16 protein-coding genes and 2 rRNA genes are annotated in these 18,992 nt (G+C 66.4%); 6 read left to right on the top strand and 12 right to left on the bottom strand.

All coding sequences use genetic code 11. The annotated features are described in order from the left end of the window. Positions 1–88: 88 nt before the first annotated feature. From preA to DPV79_RS14020, 3 genes are all read right to left on the bottom strand, one after another. Positions 89–1,408 carry an NAD-dependent dihydropyrimidine dehydrogenase subunit PreA gene (preA, locus tag DPV79_RS14030; RefSeq protein ID WP_021156780.1) on the bottom strand — a complete coding sequence of 440 codons (1,320 nt, stop codon included), beginning with the start codon at positions 1,406–1,408 and terminating at the stop codon, positions 89–91. Positions 1,409–1,478: 70 nt separating this feature from the next. Next, entirely contained in the window at positions 1,479–2,816 is a 1,338-nt protein-coding gene (locus DPV79_RS14025) for an NAD(P)-dependent oxidoreductase (RefSeq protein WP_048029021.1), read from the bottom strand. A 130-nt stretch (positions 2,817–2,946) separates the two neighbouring features. Then, positions 2,947–4,227, bottom strand: a complete 1,281-nt coding sequence (locus DPV79_RS14020; RefSeq protein ID WP_021156778.1) for a Zn-dependent hydrolase — start codon at positions 4,225–4,227, stop codon at positions 2,947–2,949. Between the two features lie 356 nt (positions 4,228–4,583). On the opposite strand from DPV79_RS14020, the gene DPV79_RS14015 reads away from it, so the two are divergent. After that, a complete protein-coding gene (locus DPV79_RS14015) occupies positions 4,584–5,276 on the top strand; it encodes a TetR/AcrR family transcriptional regulator (protein WP_059685726.1) in 693 nt (230 codons plus the stop codon). Positions 5,277–5,418: 142 nt separating this feature from the next. Here DPV79_RS14015 and DPV79_RS14010 read toward each other — a convergent pair whose 3' ends face one another. From DPV79_RS14010 to DPV79_RS14000, 3 genes are read right to left on the bottom strand one after another with little or no spacing between them, the layout of a single operon-like run. Then, positions 5,419–6,609 (bottom strand): acetyl-CoA C-acetyltransferase, encoded by a 1,191-nt coding sequence (locus DPV79_RS14010; RefSeq protein WP_021156774.1) that lies wholly within the window; start codon positions 6,607–6,609, stop codon positions 5,419–5,421. A gap of 18 nt (positions 6,610–6,627) precedes the next feature. After that, positions 6,628–7,395 carry a 3-hydroxyacyl-CoA dehydrogenase gene (locus tag DPV79_RS14005; RefSeq protein WP_048029023.1) on the bottom strand — a complete coding sequence of 256 codons (768 nt, stop codon included), beginning with the start codon at positions 7,393–7,395 and terminating at the stop codon, positions 6,628–6,630. A 22-nt stretch (positions 7,396–7,417) separates the two neighbouring features. Next, entirely contained in the window at positions 7,418–9,085 is a 1,668-nt protein-coding gene (locus DPV79_RS14000) for an acyl-CoA synthetase (protein WP_113045671.1), read from the bottom strand. Between the two features lie 144 nt (positions 9,086–9,229). On the opposite strand from DPV79_RS14000, the gene DPV79_RS13990 reads away from it, so the two are divergent. Next, positions 9,230–10,249, top strand: a complete 1,020-nt coding sequence (locus DPV79_RS13990; protein ID WP_113045670.1) for an AraC family transcriptional regulator — start codon at positions 9,230–9,232, stop codon at positions 10,247–10,249. A 151-nt stretch (positions 10,250–10,400) separates the two neighbouring features. Further along, a complete protein-coding gene (locus tag DPV79_RS13985; protein ID WP_113045669.1) occupies positions 10,401–11,654 on the top strand; it encodes an SMI1/KNR4 family protein in 1,254 nt (417 codons plus the stop codon). A 12-nt stretch (positions 11,655–11,666) separates the two neighbouring features. Here DPV79_RS13985 and DPV79_RS13980 read toward each other — a convergent pair whose 3' ends face one another. The 4 genes from DPV79_RS13980 to DPV79_RS42060 form a co-directional block, all read right to left on the bottom strand. Continuing rightward, complete coding sequence (locus DPV79_RS13980) at positions 11,667–13,073, bottom strand: purine-cytosine permease family protein (RefSeq protein ID WP_113045668.1); 1,407 nt, start codon at positions 13,071–13,073, stop codon at positions 11,667–11,669. 295 nt (positions 13,074–13,368) lie between these two features. Then, entirely contained in the window at positions 13,369–14,760 is a 1,392-nt protein-coding gene (locus tag DPV79_RS13975) for an aspartate aminotransferase family protein (RefSeq protein WP_113045667.1), read from the bottom strand. An 80-nt stretch (positions 14,761–14,840) separates the two neighbouring features. Beyond that, positions 14,841–16,346 carry an aldehyde dehydrogenase gene (locus DPV79_RS13970; protein ID WP_113045666.1) on the bottom strand — a complete coding sequence of 502 codons (1,506 nt, stop codon included), beginning with the start codon at positions 16,344–16,346 and terminating at the stop codon, positions 14,841–14,843. Next, a complete protein-coding gene (locus DPV79_RS42060; protein ID WP_133295644.1) occupies positions 16,343–16,720 on the bottom strand; it encodes a hypothetical protein in 378 nt (125 codons plus the stop codon). The genes DPV79_RS13970 and DPV79_RS42060 overlap by 4 nt, the downstream gene beginning before the upstream one ends. 11 nt (positions 16,721–16,731) lie before the next feature. On the opposite strand from DPV79_RS42060, the gene DPV79_RS13965 reads away from it, so the two are divergent. From DPV79_RS13965 to DPV79_RS13955, 3 genes are all read left to right on the top strand, one after another. Continuing rightward, entirely contained in the window at positions 16,732–17,331 is a 600-nt protein-coding gene (locus DPV79_RS13965) for a hypothetical protein (protein ID WP_060126280.1), read from the top strand. 92 nt (positions 17,332–17,423) lie between these two features. Beyond that, positions 17,424–17,795, top strand: a complete 372-nt coding sequence (locus tag DPV79_RS13960) for a nuclear transport factor 2 family protein (RefSeq protein WP_048029033.1) — start codon at positions 17,424–17,426, stop codon at positions 17,793–17,795. A gap of 112 nt (positions 17,796–17,907) precedes the next feature. Continuing rightward, a complete protein-coding gene (locus DPV79_RS13955; RefSeq protein WP_113045665.1) occupies positions 17,908–18,372 on the top strand; it encodes a GNAT family N-acetyltransferase in 465 nt (154 codons plus the stop codon). Between the two features lie 256 nt (positions 18,373–18,628). Here DPV79_RS13955 and rrf read toward each other — a convergent pair. Next, positions 18,629–18,741 (bottom strand): 5S ribosomal RNA (rrf, locus tag DPV79_RS13950). A 156-nt stretch (positions 18,742–18,897) separates the two neighbouring features. Further along, positions 18,898–18,992 (bottom strand): 23S ribosomal RNA (locus DPV79_RS13945); the annotation flags it as partial.

Below are 18,992 nucleotides of genomic sequence, written 5' to 3'. Positions count from 1 at the left end.
GAAAACGTCGGCGCCGGCACCATGCGATGCCGGCCCGGGTGGAACGAAAAGCGGCGGTGCGGGGCTCTCCCGCGCCGCCGGACGCCGGTCAGGCAGCCTTCTTCGCGTGTTTCTCGGGTGCCGCCGCCGCACCTGCACTCGCCCCCGCGTCCGCGCTCGCCGGATTGTTCGGATGCGTGGTCCAGTTCGCGTAGTCGCCCGAATCGACGCGCTCCATCGTGATGCATTGCTCGACCGGACACACATGCATGCAAAGATTGCACCCGACGCATTCCGAGTCCACCACTTCGAAGTGACGCACGCCGTCCTTCGTCGCCGTGATCGCCTGGTGCGACGTATCCTCGCACGCGATATGGCACAGCCCGCACTGGATGCAGCGATCCTGGTCGATGCGCGCCTTGATGTCGTACTTCAGGTTCAGGTATTTCCAGTCGGTCACGTTCGGCACCGCACGGCCGCGGATATCGTCGAGCGTCGCGTAGCCCTTCTCGTCCATCCAGTTCGACAGGCCGTCGGCGAGGTCCGACACGATCCGGAATCCATAATGCATCGCCGCGGTGCACACCTGCACGCTGCCGGCGCCGAGCACCATGAACTCGGCCGCGTCGCGCCACGACGAGATGCCGCCGATGCCGGAGATCGGCAGGTTCGGCGTTTCCGGATCGCGCGCGATCTCCGCGACCATGTTCAACGCAATCGGCTTGACCGCCGGGCCGCAATAGCCGCCGTGCGTGCCCTTGCCGTCCACGGTCGGCATCGGCGCCATGTGGTCGAGATCGACCGCGACGATCGAGTTGATCGTGTTGATCAGCGACACGCCGTCCGCGCCGCCCTTGTATGCGGCGCGCGACCCCATCCGGATATCGCTGATGTTCGGCGTGAGCTTCACGAGGCACGGCAGCTTCGTGCCCTCCTTCACCCAGCGCGTGACCATCTCCACGTATTCGGGCACCTGCCCGACCGCCGCGCCCATCCCGCGCTCGCTCATCCCGTGCGGACAGCCGAAGTTCAGCTCGACCGCGTCGGCGCCCGTATCCTCGACGAGCGGCAAGATCCATTTCCAGTCCCGCTCGTTGCACGGCACCATCAGCGACACGATCAGCGCACGTTCCGGCCAGTCGCGCTTCACCTGCGCGATCTCTCTCAGGTTCACGTCGAGCGGACGGTCGGTGATCAGCTCGATGTTGTTCAGCCCCGCGATGCGCTGGCCGTTCCACTGCACGGCGCCGTAGCGCGAACTGACGTTGACGACGTGCGGATCGAGCCCGAGCGTCTTCCACACGACACCGCCCCAGCCCGCCTCGAACGCGCGGTTCACGTTGTAGGCCTTGTCGGTCGGCGGCGCGGACGCCAGCCAGAAGGGATTCGGCGAAGTGATGCCCGCGATGGTGCAGCGAAGGTCGGCCATGTTCGGCTCCGTGAGAGTGGGGTCGTGTTCGTTGTGCTCGTGGTGGTGGTATGCGACGCGCGCGGTGCGCTCACGCGGCTTTCGCGTCGCGTTGCGCGAGCGCCGCGTCGATCGACGCTGCCGCGCGCTTGCCGTCCTGCACGGCCTGCACCGTGAGGTCGATGCCGCCCGTCGCCGCGCAGTCGCCGCCGGCCCACACGTCGGGCCATGCGGTGCGCCCGTCCGCATCCACCGCGATACGCGTGGCATCCGCGGTCAGCAGCGCGGCTGCGCCATCGTCCGGCACCAGCGTCTGGCCGATCGCCTTCAGCACCATGTCCGCGTCGACGGTGAAACGCTCGCCCGATGCCGCCTCGAACTCGACGCCCGTCACCTGCCCGTTCGCGCCCGCCATGCGCACGGGTTTCGCGTGCGTGACGAGCGTGACGCCGCTCTTCTGCGCGAATTCGCGCTCGGCCCACGTCGCGCTCATCGCGTCCACGCCACGTCGATACACCATCGTCACGCGATCGGCGCCGAGCTTGCGGCTTTGCACCGCCGCATCGATGGCCGTGTTGCCGCCGCCGATCACGACCACACGCCGCCCGACCGGCACGTTCTCCAGCGCGTCGGCCTGCCGTACCTGCTCGATGAAGTCGACTGCGTTCATCACGCCGTCCAGTTGTTCGCCGTCGATCGCGAGCGCGCGCACGCCGGCGAGGCCCATCGCGAGAAACACCGCGTCGTGCTGCTCGCGCAGCGCGTCCAGCGTGATGTCGCGGCCAAGCGCGACGCCGGTCTGCAACGTGATGCCGCCCACCGACAGCAGCCACTCGACTTCTCGTTGCGCGAAATCGTCGACGGTCTTGTACGCGGCGATTCCGTATTCGTTGAGACCGCCGGCCTTCGGGCGTGCGTCGAACAGCGTAACGCGATGCCCGGCGATCGCGAGCCGGTGCGCACACGCGAGCCCGGCCGGCCCCGCGCCGACCACCGCGACGTGGCGGCCCGTGTCGGGTGCGCGCGTGAAGCGCACCGCGCCGGTTGCCATCGCCCAGTCGGTCGCATGCCGCTGCAGCGCGCCGATCGCAACGGGCTGCGCATCCTGATGATTGCGCACGCATGCGCCTTCGCACAGGATCTCGGTCGGGCACACGCGTGCGCACATCCCGCCGAGCGGATTCGCCGACAGGATGTCGGTCGCGGCGCCCTTCAGGTTGCCGTTGCCGATCTTGCGGATGAAGCTCGGGATGTCGATCTGCGTCGGGCAGGCCTGCACGCACGGTGCGTCGTAGCAGTAGTGGCAGCGGCTGGCGGCGGCCGCTGCCGCAGTCGGATCGAGCAGCGGCGCGATATCGGCGAATTCGCACGAGAGTTGCGTGGACGACAGGCGATGCGCGGCGATATCGCCGGTTGGCTTGGTGGTCATACGCGTTCCTTCGACTGGGTGGAGACAAAGCCGTCCCCGCCGGCTGCGGATGCACAGTCGGGGCGGTCATCATTATCAGGAATGCTACGGTCAGGCGGTACGCAGCCTGCCGGCTGCTACGGTCCTTGCGTCATGAAGCCGGCTCGCATGCGCGCGACAGCATCGCGTGCAGCAGCACGTTCGCGCCGGCCTCGATCCATGCGGGCGTCGCGTCCTCGATCTCGTTGTGGCTGATCCCGTCGACACACGGCACGAACACCATCGACGTCGGCGCGACCTGGGCGAGATAGCACGCATCGTGCCCCGCGCCCGATACGATGTCGCGATGCGAGTAGCCGAAGCGGTCGGCCGCACCGCGCACCGCTTCCACGCAGGCGGAATCGAACGCGACCGGCTTGTAATAGAAAATCTGCTCGAGCTGGGTCTCGAGCCCGATGTCGGCCGCGATGCGCGCCACACCATCGCGCAATGCAGCATCCATCTTCGCGAGCACCGCGTCGTCTGGATGACGGAAATCGACGGTGAAGAACACGCGTCCGGGAATCACGTTGCGCGAGTTCGGGTAGACCTGCATCATGCCGACCGTCGCGCAGCCGAACGGCGCATGATCGAGGCCGATCCGGTTGACCAGATCGACCACGCGCGACGCACCGAGCAACGCATCGCGCCGGCGCGGCATCGGCGTCGGCCCCGCATGCGCTTCCTGGCCGGTGAACGTGATCTCGTACCAGCGCTGCCCCTGCGCGTCGGTCACGACGCCGATCGTCTTGCACTCCGCTTCGAGTATCGGCCCCTGCTCGATATGCAGCTCGAACGCCGCGTGCAGCTTGCGCCCGCCGCACGGCACGTCGCCCGCGTAGCCGATCCGCGCCAGTTCCTCGCCGATCGTCTTGCCGTCCACGTCCTTGCGCGACAGCCCGTATTCGAGCGGGAAGACGCCCGCGAATACGCCGGATGCGACCATCGCGGGCGCGAAGCGCGAGCCTTCCTCGTTGGTCCAGATCACGACCTCGACCGGATGCTCGGTCTCGATCCCGTGATCGTTGAGACTGCGAATCACCTCGAGGCCGCCGAGCACGCCGTAGATGCCGTCGAAGCGGCCGCCCGTCGGCTGCGAATCCGCGTGCGAGCCGGTAACGACCGGCGCCGCATCGGCCACGCGGCCCGCGCGGCGCATGAACACGTTGCCCATCGTATCGACCGTCACCGTGCAGCCGGCGGCCTTCGCCCAGCCGACGATCAGGTCGCGGCCGGCCTTGTCGAGATCGGTCAGCGCGAGGCGGCACACGCCGCCCTTCGGCGTCGCGCCGATCTTCGCGACTTCCATCAGGCTGTCCCACAACCGCTTGCCGTCGACCTTGATCGACGTGTCGAAAGCTGCCCGCTTCACTGTTTCCGATACCGCGTTCATTCGTATCGCTCCTGTGGGGTCGGTGATGTCGTCAGCCCGGTCTGTGCCGGTGCGTGCAATACCTGTTTCGGGGCAATCCCGCCCATGCGCGGTGCATGTCCCGGTCGTGTGCGAAGTTCGTCCGACGAATCGCCGGAACTGCCTTCCGCCGCTCGTCGAATCCTGTCCGATTGGACAGGTTTTAGACGATCAAAATGACCAAAGCAACGTCTTTCTTTCGTGGACCGATAGAGCGAGAAACGTGCCATCGCAACGCAGCATCGCTACGGATGCGCCGTTTCCGCATGCGTGCGTTCGATGCGGATCAGCGGCTAGAATGAAGCCCAACGCGGCATGCCCGCCGCGCGAGGGTAACGATGAGACATGACGAGGCGGCAGCCGAAGCGACCGACAGCGACGAAACGTCCGCGCCTTTGCGGCGACGCAAGGCACACATTCGCGAGTCCAACGAAGCGCATCTGCTCGCGTGTGCGGAGGCCGTGTTCGCCGAGCGCGGGCTCGACGGCGCGAGCACCGCGATGATCGCGGAGCGCGCGGGCCTGCCGAAGGCGAACCTGCATTACTACTTCCCGACGAAGCTCGCGCTGTACCGTCGCGTGCTCGACGACCTGTTCGAGGACTGGCATCGCGCGGCCGGCACGTTCGAGGCCGGCGACGATCCAGTGGAAGCGATCGGCGGCTACGTGCGCGCGAAGATGGATCTGTCGCGACGGCGCCCGCTCGGCTCGAAGGTCTGGGCCAACGAGATCATCCATGGCGCGGAGCACATGCAGGACATCCTGTCGCAACGCGTGAAGCCGTGGTTCGACACGCGCGTGAAGGTGATCGACGGCTGGATTGCGCGCGGGCTGCTTGCGCCGATCGACGCGCATGCGCTGATGTACCTGATCTGGGCGACCACGCAGCACTACGCGGATTTCGATGCGCAGATCCGCGCGCTGAGCGGCAAGCGTGCGTTCACGCAGAAGGCGTTCGCCGAGACGACCGAGCAGGTCGTGCAGCTCGTGATTCGCGCATGCGGCGCGGTATCGCCGCACGCGAAGGCATAACGCAACGCGAATCGCCGTTCACTGAAAACGAAGCGGGCGAAGGTCAACGCGCAGAGACGGCCTGCGCGATGCCCTTCGCCCGTAGCGCGATACGGTCAGCGTGCCGTATCGCGCGTGTGCGTCGTTACGTGCGTGCTACGCGTCAAGCGACCCGCTCGATCGCGATGGCCGTCGCCTCGCCGCCGCCGATGCACAGCGATGCGATGCCACGCTTCAGGCCATGCGTCTCGAGCGCGGCCAGCAGCGTCACCATCACGCGCGCACCCGACGCACCGATCGGATGGCCGAGCGCACACGCGCCGCCGTGCACGTTGACCTTCTCGTGCGGCAGGTCGAGATCGCGCATCGCGGCCATCGGCACCACCGCGAACGCTTCGTTGATCTCGAACAGGTCGACGTCGCGCAGGTTCCAGCCGGTTTTCTCCGACAGCTTGCGCAGTGCGCCGATCGGCGCGGTCGCAAACAGGCCCGGCTTGTCCGCGTAGGTCGAATGCCCGACGATCACGGCCTTCGGCGTGAGGCCCAGGCGCTCGGCTTCCGAGCGGCGCATCATCACGAGCGCGGCAGCGCCGTCCGAGATCGACGACGCATTGGCGGCCGTCACCGTGCCGCCTTCGCGGAACGCCGGCTTCAGCGTCGGGATCTTGTCGAGTTTCGCCTTGCCCGGCTGTTCGTCGATCGACACGACGGTTTCGGACTTGCCGGCCTTCACGGTCACCGGCGCGATCTCCGACACGAAATGCCCTTCGGCGATCGCGCGTTGCGCGCGCGTCAGCGACGCGATCGCGAACGCATCCTGTGCGTCGCGCGTGAACTGGTACGCCTGCGCACAATCCTCCGCGAACGTGCCCATCAGGCGGCCCTTCTCGTACGCGTCCTCGAGCCCGTCGAGGAACATGTGGTCAAGCACCTGCCCGTGGCCCATCCGCATCCCCGCGCGCGCTTTCGGCAGCAGGTACGGCGCGTTCGTCATGCTCTCCATCCCGCCCGCGACGGCGACACCCGCCGAACCCGCCAGCAACAGGTCGTGCGCGAACATCGCGGCCTTCATCCCCGAGCCGCACATCTTGTTGACCGTGGTCGCGCCTGCCCCGAGCGGCAGTCCGGCCTTCAGCGCGGCCTGCCGCGCCGGTGCCTGGCCCTGGCCCGCCGGCAGCACGCAGCCGAACACGATTTCATCGATACGCTCGGCCGGCACGTTCGCGCGCTCGAGCGCCGCGCGAATCGCCACCGCACCGAGGTCGCTCGCGCTGGCTGCCGCCAGGTCGCCCTGAAAACCACCCATCGGCGTACGCGCCGTGCCAACGATTACGATCGGATCCTGAGTCGTCATGATTCGCTTCCTCCAGTGTCAGCGCGGTGCCATGCGCAACGCGCCATCGAGACGGATGACTTCGCCGTTCAGCATCGTGTTTTCGGCGATGTGGCGCACCAGCGCCGCAAATTCTTCCGGGCGGCCGAGCCGCGGCGGGAACGGCACGCTCTTGCCGAGCGCGTCCTGCACGTCCTGCGGCATGCCGGCCATCATCGGCGTCGCGAAGATGCCCGGCGCGACCGTCACCACGCGAATGCCGAACCGCGCGAGCTCGCGCGCGATCGGCAGCGTCATGCCCACGACACCGCTCTTCGATGCCGCATACGCAGCCTGCCCGATCTGCCCGTCGAACGCCGCGACCGATGCGGTGTTGACGATCACGCCGCGCTCGCCTTCCGCATCGGCGTCCTGCTTCGACATCGCTTCGGCGGCCAGCCGGATCATGTTGAACGTTCCGACCAGATTGATCGACACCGCGCGCGCGAAGCGGTCGAGCGAATGCGGACCCTCGCGGCCCACCACCTTCTCGCCCGGCGCGACGCCCGCGCAGTTGACGAGCGCGTCGATGCGGCCGAACGCGTCACGCGCGGCGGCGACGGCCGCCTGGCCGTCGGCTTCGCTCGTCACGTCGGTCTTCACGAAGCGTGCAGCCTCGCCGAGTGCGTGCGCGAGGCCCGCACCAGCCTCTTCGTTGACGTCCAGCAGCACGGCCTTGCCGCCCTCCGCGACCACCATGCGCGCCACCGCGGCGCCGAGGCCCGACCCGGCGCCCGTGATCAGAAAAACGCGATCCTTGATATTCATTCGCAATCCGTACAGTGTGTGTTCAGGGTTGAGCGATCTTGTCGGCTTCCATCTTGCGCAACACGAAGCGCTGGATCTTGCCGCTCGGGGTTTTGGGCAGCGCGTCGACGAAGTCGATCGCGCGGGGATAGGCGTGAGCGGACAGCCGCCGCTTCACGTGCTGGCTCAGTTCGTCGGCCAGTGCCGGCGTGCCGTCGAAGTCGTTCGACAGCACGACGAACGCCTTGACGATCTCCGTGCGCTCCGCATCGGGCACGCCGATGACCGCCGCCTCGCTCACGGCCGGATGCTCGATCAGCGCGCTTTCCACGTCGAACGGGCCGATCCGGTAGCCGGACGACGTGATCACGTCGTCCGCACGGCCGATGAAGCTCACGGTGCCGTCCGGCTCGAGCTCGACGTTGTCGCCGGTCCGGTAATAGCCGCCCGCGATCGCCGGCGTGTCCTGCTGCCAGTAACCGTGGAACCACAGCAGCGGCGAGCGCGCGATGTCGATTGCGAGGTTGCCGGGCTCGCCGGGGCCGAGTTCGCGGCTCGCTTCGTCGAGCACTGCGACGCGGTAGCCGGGCATCGCGAAGCCGGCCGAACCGGCGTGGACGGCATGCGCGAGGCCGTGGTGGTTGTTCACGACCATCCCGAGTTCAGTCTGGCCGTAGTGATCGTAGATCGGCGCGCCGAGCGCCGCGTCGAACCAGCGCACGACTTCCGGATTCAACGGCTCGCCCGCACTGCTGACCACGCGCAGCTTGCCCTTCAGCCGCGCCGCCGCTTCCGTCCCGGCCGCCATCAGCATCCGGAACGCAGTCGGCGAGCCGGCGAGGCTCGTGATCCCGAGCCGTTCGATCACGTCGTACGTGCTGTCGACCGTGAAGCTGCCCTCGTAGAGCGTCGTCGCGTGGCCGAGCATCAACGGGCCCGTGATCGCGTAATAGAGCCCGTATGCCCAGCCCGGATCGGCGATGTTCCAGAACCGGTCGCCCGCCCGCAGGTCGACCGCTTCGCGCATGTACGCGCTGAACGCGAGCAGCGCGCGCAGCGGCACCGGCACGCCCTTCGGCAAACCCGTCGTGCCCGACGTCGACATCATCATGAACAGGTCCGACCCCTTGCGCAGCACCGGTTCGAACGAGTCGGACCGCGCATCGAGCGCCGCACGGAAATCGATGTCGTTTTCCGGCAGCGTCTCGCCCGGCTCGCGTACCGTCGCAACGGTCGGGCAAGCGGCGATCTCGTCGAGCTTCGCGCGATTCGCGACGTTGGTCACGACCAGGCGCGCGTCGCTCATGCGCAGCCGGTGCTCGATCGCCTTCGGGCCGAACGCGGTGAACAGCGGCTGGTAGACGGCGCCGGCGCGCCACGTGCCGAGGATCGTCGCGACGAGTTCGGGCGTGCGCGGCAACAGGCCCGCCACCACGTCGCCCGGCTTCACGCCCTGTGCGACCAGCAGGTTCGCAACGCGTGCCGACAGCGCCTTCATCTGCGCAAACGTGTACCGGCGGTGCTGCCCGGCGGCGTCGATCCAGTCGAGCGCGATCGCGTCCGCGGACGCGTGCCGGTCGCAGCATTCCACGCACGCGTTCAGGCCGCGCTCCAGGTCACCGTGCAATTGCTGCGCGGCGGTCTCGATACTGAATCGGGCCACGGCGTCGGCGTAGGCCGGCACCGCCCGGGCGGTAGCTCCATCAGGCATGCGTGTCTCCTGTGCGTTATGGCCCCCGGCGAGCCAGGGGCGCGACGGGGATAGCTCGATAGTAGACAGCCCGCACATTGCAATCAATGACAAACAGAATCTAGAATCGTGATCGCTTTTGCCATGTCGGGAGGATGCAGGAAAATGGGGCCGCAGATGATTTCGCCGGATTTCGTCGACGACGCGCTCGCGTGCCTGCGCCGGCAACGCATCGCGACGGCGCCCGTGCTGCGCGCCGCCGGCCTGCCGGCCGCCGTGCGCGAGCCCGTCACGCCGCAGCAGTACGGCAGGCTGTGGCTTGCGATCGCCGGCGCCCTCGACGACGAATTCTTCGGGCTCGCCGCGCGCCCGATGCGGCACGGCAGCTTCACGCTGCTGTGCCACGCGGTGCTGCACGCCGGCACGCTCGACAAGGCGCTGCGGCGCGCGCTGCAGTTCCTGCGCGTGGTGCTGGACGAGCCGCACGGCGAGCTCGTCGTGGCCGACGGGCAGGCGCAGATCGTGCTGACGCAGACGGGCGCGCCCTACCCGGCGTTCGCGTACCGGACGTTCTGGTTGATCCTCCTGGGCGTCGCATGCTGGCTGATCGGCCGGCGCATCCCGCTGCAACGCATCGACTTCGCGTGCCCGAGCCCCGACCAGCGCAGCGACTATCACCAGTTCTTCGGCGTGCCCGTGCATTTCGACCGGCCCGACAGCCGGCTCGCATTCAACGCCGCCTACCTCGCACTGCCGACGATCCGCTCCGAGCAGGCGCTGAGGACCTTCCTGCGCGGCGCGCCCGGCAACCTGCTCGTGCGCTACCGGCACGATACGGGCTGGGTCGCGAAAACGCGTGCGCAGCTGAAGTTGCTGCCGGCCGCCGAGTGGCCTGACTTCGATACGCTGGCCGTGCGCGTCGGCACGACGCCCGCGACGCTGCGGCGGCGTCTGCGCAGCGAAGGACAAAGCTTCGCGGCAATCAAGGACGAGTTGCGCGGCGCGCTCGCCCAGTCGCTGCTGCGCGGGCACACGCTCAGCGTCGCGGAGATCGCGGTCGAGCTCGGCTTCACCGAGCCGAGCGCATTTCATCGCGCGTTCCGGAAATGGACGGGCACGAGCCCCGGTGCGTTCCGTCGGGACGTGCATGCGGCCGAGGCGGAACCGGGAAGTGCGAGCGGATGATGCGGCAGGCGGCCGTTGACTGACGTGCAGGGCCGACATGGAAACGCTCACTCGACGCTGATACGATGCTGCCAGCCGGCTGCCGTTCGTTGTCGATGGTTGTCGGCAAGCGACGGCGAAGACACGACCCACCACTACCGCTCCCGCTCCGATGCAAGCCACCGACTTTTCCGACACTGAACTGGCCGACCTGCGCGCGCACGGCATCGTGCTGTTTGCCGACCGCGTGATCTTCGACGCTCAGCCGCCGATGCCGGCCGACCAGATCGCGGCCGTGCAGGCCCGCTGTCACGGCGACCTTCCGCCCGCCCTGCTCGAGCTGTGGCGCACGACGGCCGGCGGCAGCCTCGACTACGACCTGACGCTGGAGATGAACGGACACATCGAAGCCATCAGCTGGGGGGAGCTGTTCTACAACGGCAGCAGCGGCTACCGCGACCTGGAAGGCTGGATCGACCACGAACTCGAACTGGCCGAGGAAGCCGCCGACGAGCATTCACGCCCGTGGAGCGGCAGGCTCGACGTGTTGCCGTTCGGCGGATTCGAGTACTGCGACCGCATCTACGTCGTGACGGACCCCGATGCGAAGGATCGCGGCCACGTGCTCGCGTGGAAACAGGGGCTGCCGCCCGCGTGGCGCGGCGCGATGCACGAGGACGGCCTCGCGACGGTCGCGCCGGACCTGTACGCGGCATTCGGCGCCCTGCAGCTCAATGCGGACCCGCTGGAGCCCGGCGGCGAAAACGGCACCGGCGCGACGTTGCTCGACTATATCGACGAACGCCAGACCGAGCATGGCCTGTCGGCATCGCTGGGAGACAAGGTGATCGCGTTCTATCGCCGGGCCGTGATCGACTGGCGCACACCGCTCGCCGACGGCACGCTCGCCGCCCAACCGGCGCTCGCGCGCCACGCGTTGCGACATGCGATCGACCACGACGCCGCCGCGCTCACCGTGCAACTCGTACCGCTCATCGCGAATCTCGGCGCGGCACTCGCCGGCAGCTCGAACCCGACCGACTATGCGCTGCGGCGAAAGAAATTTGTCGCTGCGAGCGCATTGCTCGAATCCGGCGCACCGGTCGCGCCGGATTCGCTGGCGTCCGTGTCCGGCACGGTGCCGCCCGCGCTGATTCGCGCGCTGCTCGACGCAGGCGTGCAGCCGGATGCCGACGCGATGGCGCGCTGCGTCGCCGCCGGCGGCACCGACAGCGCGCGCCTGATCGGCGCCGCACTGTCGGCCCGAGGCGTCGATGCGGCGTCTGCCTGCCGTTCGGCGATCGCGACGCTGCTGCACGAACTCGAGACCGACATCGCCCGGGTCCGCGCCGGCAAGCTCCGCCACCATCTCGGCCTCGACGGGCTCGAAGCCCACGCCGAGCGCCTGCGGACATTCATGCCGTGACGTGACGCGCACTCAGCGGGAAACGCCGTCGACGCTGGCGATATCCCGCAGCGGCCGCGAGAACAGCTTGCAGCCTGCGTAGTAGACGAGCGACGTCAATGACAAACCGACGATCCACGACACGTCCGCACCGCCGAGCCGGCTCGCCAGTTCGCCGGTATGGAGATCGGTCGCCATGAACGGTGCCTGCGCGACGATGCCGATGAAATACGAGCCGACGGCGATCGTGTTGAAGCGTCCGTAGATGCCGCCGTCCTGCCGGAAGAACGAATCGACGTCGTACTCGCCGTGACAGACGAGATAGTAGTCGACGAGGTTGATCGCGGTCCACGGCACGAGCACGTACAGCAGCAGCAGGATGAAATTCGTGTAGCCGGCGAGGAAATTGTCCTGCCCGAACAACGCGATCGCGAGCGCAATCGCGCACAGGACGATCGCGGTGATCGCCCGCGCACGCGCCTTGCCCGACCACGACGGAAAGAGCGTCTGCAGCACCGTGATGGCCGACAGCGCGCCGCAATACAGCTCCATCGCATTACTGGCCGCGATGCCGAACGACAGCACGACGATCACGAGAACGCTGATCCCTTGCGTGAGGCCCGTGAGGCCGCTCACGACATTGCCGTCGGGCGTCGCAAGGCCCACCAGGCAGCCGAGCAGCATCGGGAAGAACGAGCCGAGCACGCAGCCCCAGTAACTCGACCAGAACGCCGTGCGCGGCCCGGTATCGGGCGGCAGGTAGCGCGAATAGTCCGACACGTAAGGCGCATAGGCGATCTGCCACAGCGCGGCGACCGACATCGCGCCCAGGAAGCCGGACAGGTTCAGCGAATGCTTCGAGAAGGTATCGGCGGGCAATCCATGCACGAAAATGATCCAGACGAACGCCAGCACGAGTACGCTGCCCGAGCACCAGCTCAGCAGCCGCGCATACGCGTGGATCAGCTTGTAGCCATAGATCGACCCGAGCAGGCTGATCAGGCCGATCGCCACGACGCCCGCATCGAGCGGAATGCCGGCGCTGAGGCTGTGCAGCGCCTGCCCGCCGAACACACAGTTCGATGCGAAGAAGCCGACGTACATCACGACGACCAGCCCGACCACGAGCAGCGCGCCGAACGACCCGAACTGCCCGCGGGTCTGGATCATCTGCGGCACGCCAAGCTGCGGCCCCTGCGCGGAATGCAGCGCCATGAAGACTGCGCCGATCAGGCTGCCGACGAGCGTGGCGAGCGCCGCCCACCAGAACGGCTGCTTGAACACCGTGGTCGCGAGCGATCCGGTGACGATCGTCAGCATCATGATGTTCGACCCGAACCAGATCGTGAACAGATCCTTCGCGCTGCCGTGCCGCTCGGTCAGCGGAATCGGCTGGATGGTGCTTTCCTCGAGATGAGCAATGGACTCGCCCTGACTCATTTCGTCTCCTTGTTTATGTTGTGGTGTTCGCGGGTTCGGCGGCTGGAGGGTGACCCGGAATGCCTGGTGCACGTGAAGCGCGGGTCCTGCAATGAACGCTTTCTTCTCATTTGCATTCCTGATCAATAGGCGGTCGATAACGCATCGCTTTACATGACTGCCGCCTGCGTCACTCCACTCTCAACGTGTCGGCCAGCCGCTCCTGTGGATGAGCGAATCCGGCCGGCCTCCGACGCGGAGCCCGTGGTTCGGTGCGCTTCCGTCTGTTGCCCGACGGAAGCGCGTCGCTCGACGGTCAGCAGTCGATCCCGAGCACTTCCCGCGCGGTGGCATCCACGGCCTTGCGCATCGTGTCGACCAGTTCATCGATTTGCGCGTAATCGATCACCAGCGGCGGCGCAACGATCAGGCGGCCATTCGTCGAACGCACGATCGCGCCGAGTTCGAACCCGACCGTCCGGCTGTGCCAGGTCAGGTCCGCCTCGTTCGCAAAGCGCTCGCGCGTCGCCTTGTCCTTCGCGAACTGGATCGCGCCGACCGCGCCCACGCCCTGGATCTCGCCGACGAGCGGATGGCCGTCGAATGCCTCGCGCAGCGCCTTCTGCAGATACGGCCCCGTGTCCGTCTTCGTCCGTTCGACTAGGCCTTCGCGCTCGAGCACGTCGAGGTTGGCCAGCGCGACGGCGGCCGCGACCGGATGCCCCGAATAGGTCAGCCCGTGCGCATAGACGCCGCCCTTGTCGACCAGCGCATCGCCCACGCGCCGGCTCATGATCAGCCCGCCCATCGGCACGTAACCCGAGGTCAGCCCCTTCGCCACGCAGATCAGGTCAGGTTCGAAGCCGAAATGGCGGTGCGCGAACCACTCGCCGGTACGGCCGAAGCCGCCGATCACTTCGTCCGCGCAGAGCAGCACGTCGTATTGACGACAGATGCGCTCGATCTCCTGCCAGTAGCCGTCCGGCGGAAAGATCATCCCGCCCGCCCCCTGGAACGGCTCCGCGACGAACGCGGCGACACGGTCCGCGCCGATCTCGAGAATCTTGCGCTCGAGCGACAGCGCGGCCTGTTTGCCGAATGCCTCGGGGCTCAGATCGCCGCCATTCGCGTACCAGTACGGTTCGTCCACGTGCGTGATGTTCGGAATCGGCAGGTCGCCCATTTCGTGCATGAAAGTCATGCCGCCCAGCGACGCGCTACCCACCGTCGACCCGTGATAGCCGTTCACGCGGCCGATCAGCACCTTCTTCGCGGGCTTGCCCATCACGTCCCAGAACCGTCTTACGGTGCGAATCAGCACCTCATTCGATTCGGAACCCGAATTGGTATACACCACGTGACTGAAGCGATTGCCGAGCAGCGCGAACAGACGCTCCGACAGTTCGATCACCGACGGGTGCGTGGTGTGAAAGAACATGTTGTAGTAGGACAGTTCCTTCATCTGCCGCGCGGCGGCGTCGATCAGCTCCGGCCGACCATAGCCGACGTTGGTGCACCAGAGCCCGGACATGCCGTCCAGGTAGCGGTTGCCGTCGTTATCCCATAGATGGACACCTTCGCCGCGTACCATCACGCGCGCGCCTTCCTCGTTCAGCGCCTTCTGGTCGACGAACGCATGCAGGTGATGCGCGGCGTCGCTGCGTTGATAGTCCTGCGTCGTACGATGCGGAAAGTTGGGCGCGTTCATGGGCGAGTCTCCGGTTCGTTGTGTGGATAAAGGCGTTGTCGTGTTGCGCGGCGCGGCCGCTCGCGGCCCGCCGCGTCGAATCAGTAACTGATCCAGGTCGTCTTGAGGCCCGTGTACTTGTCGCTCGCATGCAGCGAAAGATCGCGGCCGAAGCCGGACTGGCGGAACCCGCCGAACGGCGTCTGCGCGCTCAGCGCGTCGACCGTGTTGACGGACACCGTGCCGGCGCGCAGCCTGCCCGACACACGGTGTGCGCGTGACAGGCTGCCGGTCCAGACCGACGCGGCAAGGCCATAGATCGAGTCGTTCGCGAGCCGGATGGCCTCGTCCTCGGTGTCGAACGCGATCACCGACAATACCGGCCCGAAGATCTCCTCACGCGCGATGGCGTCCTCAGGCTTCACGTCGATGAAGATCGTCGGCTCGATGAAGTAGCCCTTGCCGTCGACGCGCGGCGCGCCTCCGCCGATCGCGAGCGTCGCGCTGTCGCGGCCGCGTGCGATCCACTCACGCACGCGCCGATGCTGCTGCTCGTCGACGATGGCCCCCATGCCGCTCGCCGGATCGAGCGGATCGCCCGGCATGAACGCGGCGGCATGCGCAATCAGGCGGTCGACGAACGCATCGTGAATCGAACGCTGGACCAGCAGCCGCGAGTTCGCGGAACACACCTCGCCCTGGTTGAAGAAGATGCCGAAGCACGCCTTGCGTGCGGCAAGATCGAGATCGTCCGTATCGTCGAAGACCAGGTTCGGGCTCTTGCCGCCGCACTCGAGCCACACCTGCTTCATGTTCGACTGAGCGGCGTACTCGAGGAATTTCTTGCCGACGGCCGTCGAGCCCGTGAATGCGAGCACGTCGACGTCGGGATGCAGCCCGAGCGCCCGCCCCGCGGTTTCGCCATAGCCCGGCACGACGTTCAGCACACCCGGCGGCAGGCCGGCCTCGAGCGCCAGCTCGGCGAGACGCAATGCGGACAGCGGCGATTGTTCCGCCGGCTTCAGCACGACGCTGTTGCCGGCCGCCAGCGCCGGCGCCACTTTCCACGCGACCATGTCGAGCGGGAAATTCCACGGCACCACCGCGCCGACAACGCCGAGCGGTTCGCGCGTGACGACCGCCAGGTTGCCGGGGTCGGTCGACGCAACTTCGCCGTGCAACTTGTCGACGGCTTCGCCGTACCAGCTGAACAGCCCTCCTGCGGCCGGCACGTCGATGCTGAACGCATCCGCCACGCGCTTGCCCATGTTGAGCGAGTCGAGCAGTGCGAGCTCCGCACCGTGCGATGCGATGAGCTCGCCGAGCCGGCAGAGCACACGCTTGCGCTCCGCCGGTGCGCAGCGCGACCAGACGCCGGATTCGAACGCGTGACGCGCGGCCCGCACCGCATCGTCGACGTCCGCGGTATCGCACGACGCAACTTCCGCAATGACGGCCTCGGTAGCCGGATTGATTGCGGCAAACGTCCGGCCGCTTCGGGCCGGCACGCTACGGCCACCGATATGCGCGAGCGTTCTCGGCTCGACTTGCGCCGCGAGACGTCTCCAGTCCGCGTGCTGATGGTTTTCTGCTGAAGTTGGGTTCATTCAAGACTCCGTTTTGACGACCAGGCGTTTGTGCGTTGTTCTCCGCCTGAACTCGACCCGACGAAAGACGCCAGCGGGCGCAACCGATGCTCATGACCGCCGTGAATCGCTGCAGTCGTCCGGTCGACAAACTGTCGATCATCAAAAAGCGATTTGAAAGAACAGTTTTTCTTCTCATTGAAGAGGTTATTTCTATTCATCCTGCGCGCGTGCAGTGGGTTTTCCTGCCACGGCACGATCCCGCTGCCGTTTGTTTGCGCGCGATCTCGTCGGATTTCCGGTGCGATGCAACGTGACACCCGGTGCGACGCCGGGCCGGCACGACATTGCGCCAAGGCCCGTCCGACCACATACTGGTCGGACGGTGCGAACAAGGATGCATTCGATGGGGAACGTCGATCAGGGTGCCGCTTCGATCTTTGGCGTCATCGGAACGGCCGTGTCGTTGCTGGCGGCGATTCCGTATGCGCTCGCGATCTACCGGCGCACCGTTCGTCCGCATCTGTTCACATGGCTCGTGTGGTCGGTCGTCACGGCGATCGCGGCTGCCGGCCAGTTCGTCGCGGGGGCCGGGCCGTCCGCGTGGTGCACGGCGGCGATTGCGGTGACATGCTTTCTGACGCTGGTCGCCAGCGTGTTTCGCGGCGAACGCGGCTGGACGCGCGTCGACTGGTTTTTTCTGGTCGCGGCCCTGTCGGCCATTCCGCTTTGGATGCTGACTGACGATCCGACGATTTCCGTCTGCCTGGTGACGCTGATCGAGCTTGCCGGCCTCGGCCCCACCGTCCGCAAGACGATCCGCGATCCGTGGAGCGAGAGCCTCGCGTATTTCGCGCTGTGCGTGCTCAAGTACGCGTTGGCACTGCTGGCATTGAGCACGTGGGGTATCGCGGTCGCGTTCTATCCGGCCGTCAACGTCGTTGCGTCGATCGGCATCTGCGTGGTGATGCTGGTCCGGCGTCAATCGTTGTCGGCCACGCGGTAAGCGGTATCCGTCAGTGCGGTGTGTTGCCTGCTATCGTGGCTCGTCGATATGCACGGAACCACAAACCTTCAGAGACGATGCGAGGCCCGGAAATGGATGCAATCCGTACAGTCATCGAACCCAGCGAAGCCGCGCTTCGCGCCGCGATGCTGGCCAACGATGTCGAAGCACTCGAAGCGTTGCTCGACGACGACCTGGTGTTCACCGTTCCGACCGGCCAGGTCATCTCGAAGGAAGACGACCTGGCCGCGCATCGCGAGAATCTGCTGCGTCTCGACACGCTAGAGGTGCAAGAAACGCGCGCCTGCGCGATCGGCGAGATGATCCTGACCACAACGAAGGCGACGCTCGCCGGCCATTTCGACGGCACGGCATTCGACGGCGTGTTTGCCTATACTCGGCTGTGGCGTCGATCGGGCGCCGGCTGGCGCGTCGTCGCCGGACACGCATCGCAGGTCATGTAGTCGCGTCGAGTTCGCCTCCCTTCGAGTCGGCAAGCTGCAAATCCGGAGTTGTTTGAGTCGATGCGAGCCGGACGATACCTCGACGAAGGTGTCGACCATCACAGGAGACGAAATGCACAAACCATTTACCGTACGTGCTGCCCGTACCGCGGACGCGGACGAACTCACGCGTCTGGCTCGCATTTCGAAGGCACACTGGGGCTATCCGAAGGACTGGCTCGACTTGTGGCAGGGAGATCTCACGATTGCACCGGAAACGATCGACGGGTCGATCGGTTACGTCGCGGAATCCGCGGAGGCAATCATCGGGTTCTGGGTCAGGGCGTCATCGGAATCGGATCGCCCAACACCCGGATGGCTGTTCGTCCATCCCGACCACATGGGCCGGGGTGTCGCCCGTGCGCTGTGGGAAGCGGTCCGCAAGGAAAGCGCTGCGAGAGGGATCAGGAGCTTTGTGATCGAAGCCGATCCCAATGCGGTTCCGTTCTATCTGACGATCGGGGCTGAAAAAATCGGCGAAAAGGAATCGAGCGTCGTCCCGGGCAGGTTCTTTCCGATCTTGCGGATCACGATCTGACTCGTGAGGCAGAAGGAAGCCGGTATGACCCACCGTACCGCACTTGGGGAAGAGGTTCCGAGAGAGATGGGGTGAAATGGGGAACGCGTCGGGAGCGTTCGGTGGCGCAGAACTACCGATCGATCGAGAACGGATGGTGCCTGAATGCATTCTGCGCCCGGTTCCGGCCATGTCAGCGATCCCGATCACTCACGCATTTCCGCCGCCCAAATGCAAAAACCCCCGCCTTTCCGGGCGGGGGTTCTTGGCTTAGGGAGCCTGACGATTACCTACTTTCACACGGGAATCCGCACTATCATCGGCGTAGAGTCGTTTCACGGTCCTGTTCGGGATGGGAAGGGGTGGGACCGACTCGCTATGGTCATCAGGCAAAGAGGGTTGTTGCGCTGCTTCGCAGCACAACCAATCTTGGAAGAAGCAGTAATTTTTGAGTTGTGTGTATCACACACGAGAATCCAACTTGTCGCTCTGGATCTTGCGGCCGGTGCTTTCACACGGCGCCGATCTACAAGGCAGACTTGTTATAGGATCAAGCCTTACGGGCAATTAGTATCAGTTAGCTGAACGCATTACTGCGCTTACACACCTGACCTATCAACGTCCTGGTCTCGAACGACCCT

The sequence above is a fragment of the Burkholderia reimsis genome, assembly GCF_003294055.1.
Lineage (GTDB): Bacteria > Pseudomonadota > Gammaproteobacteria > Burkholderiales > Burkholderiaceae > Burkholderia > Burkholderia cepacia.
This window is presented reverse-complemented; position numbering and strand designations above follow the sequence as displayed.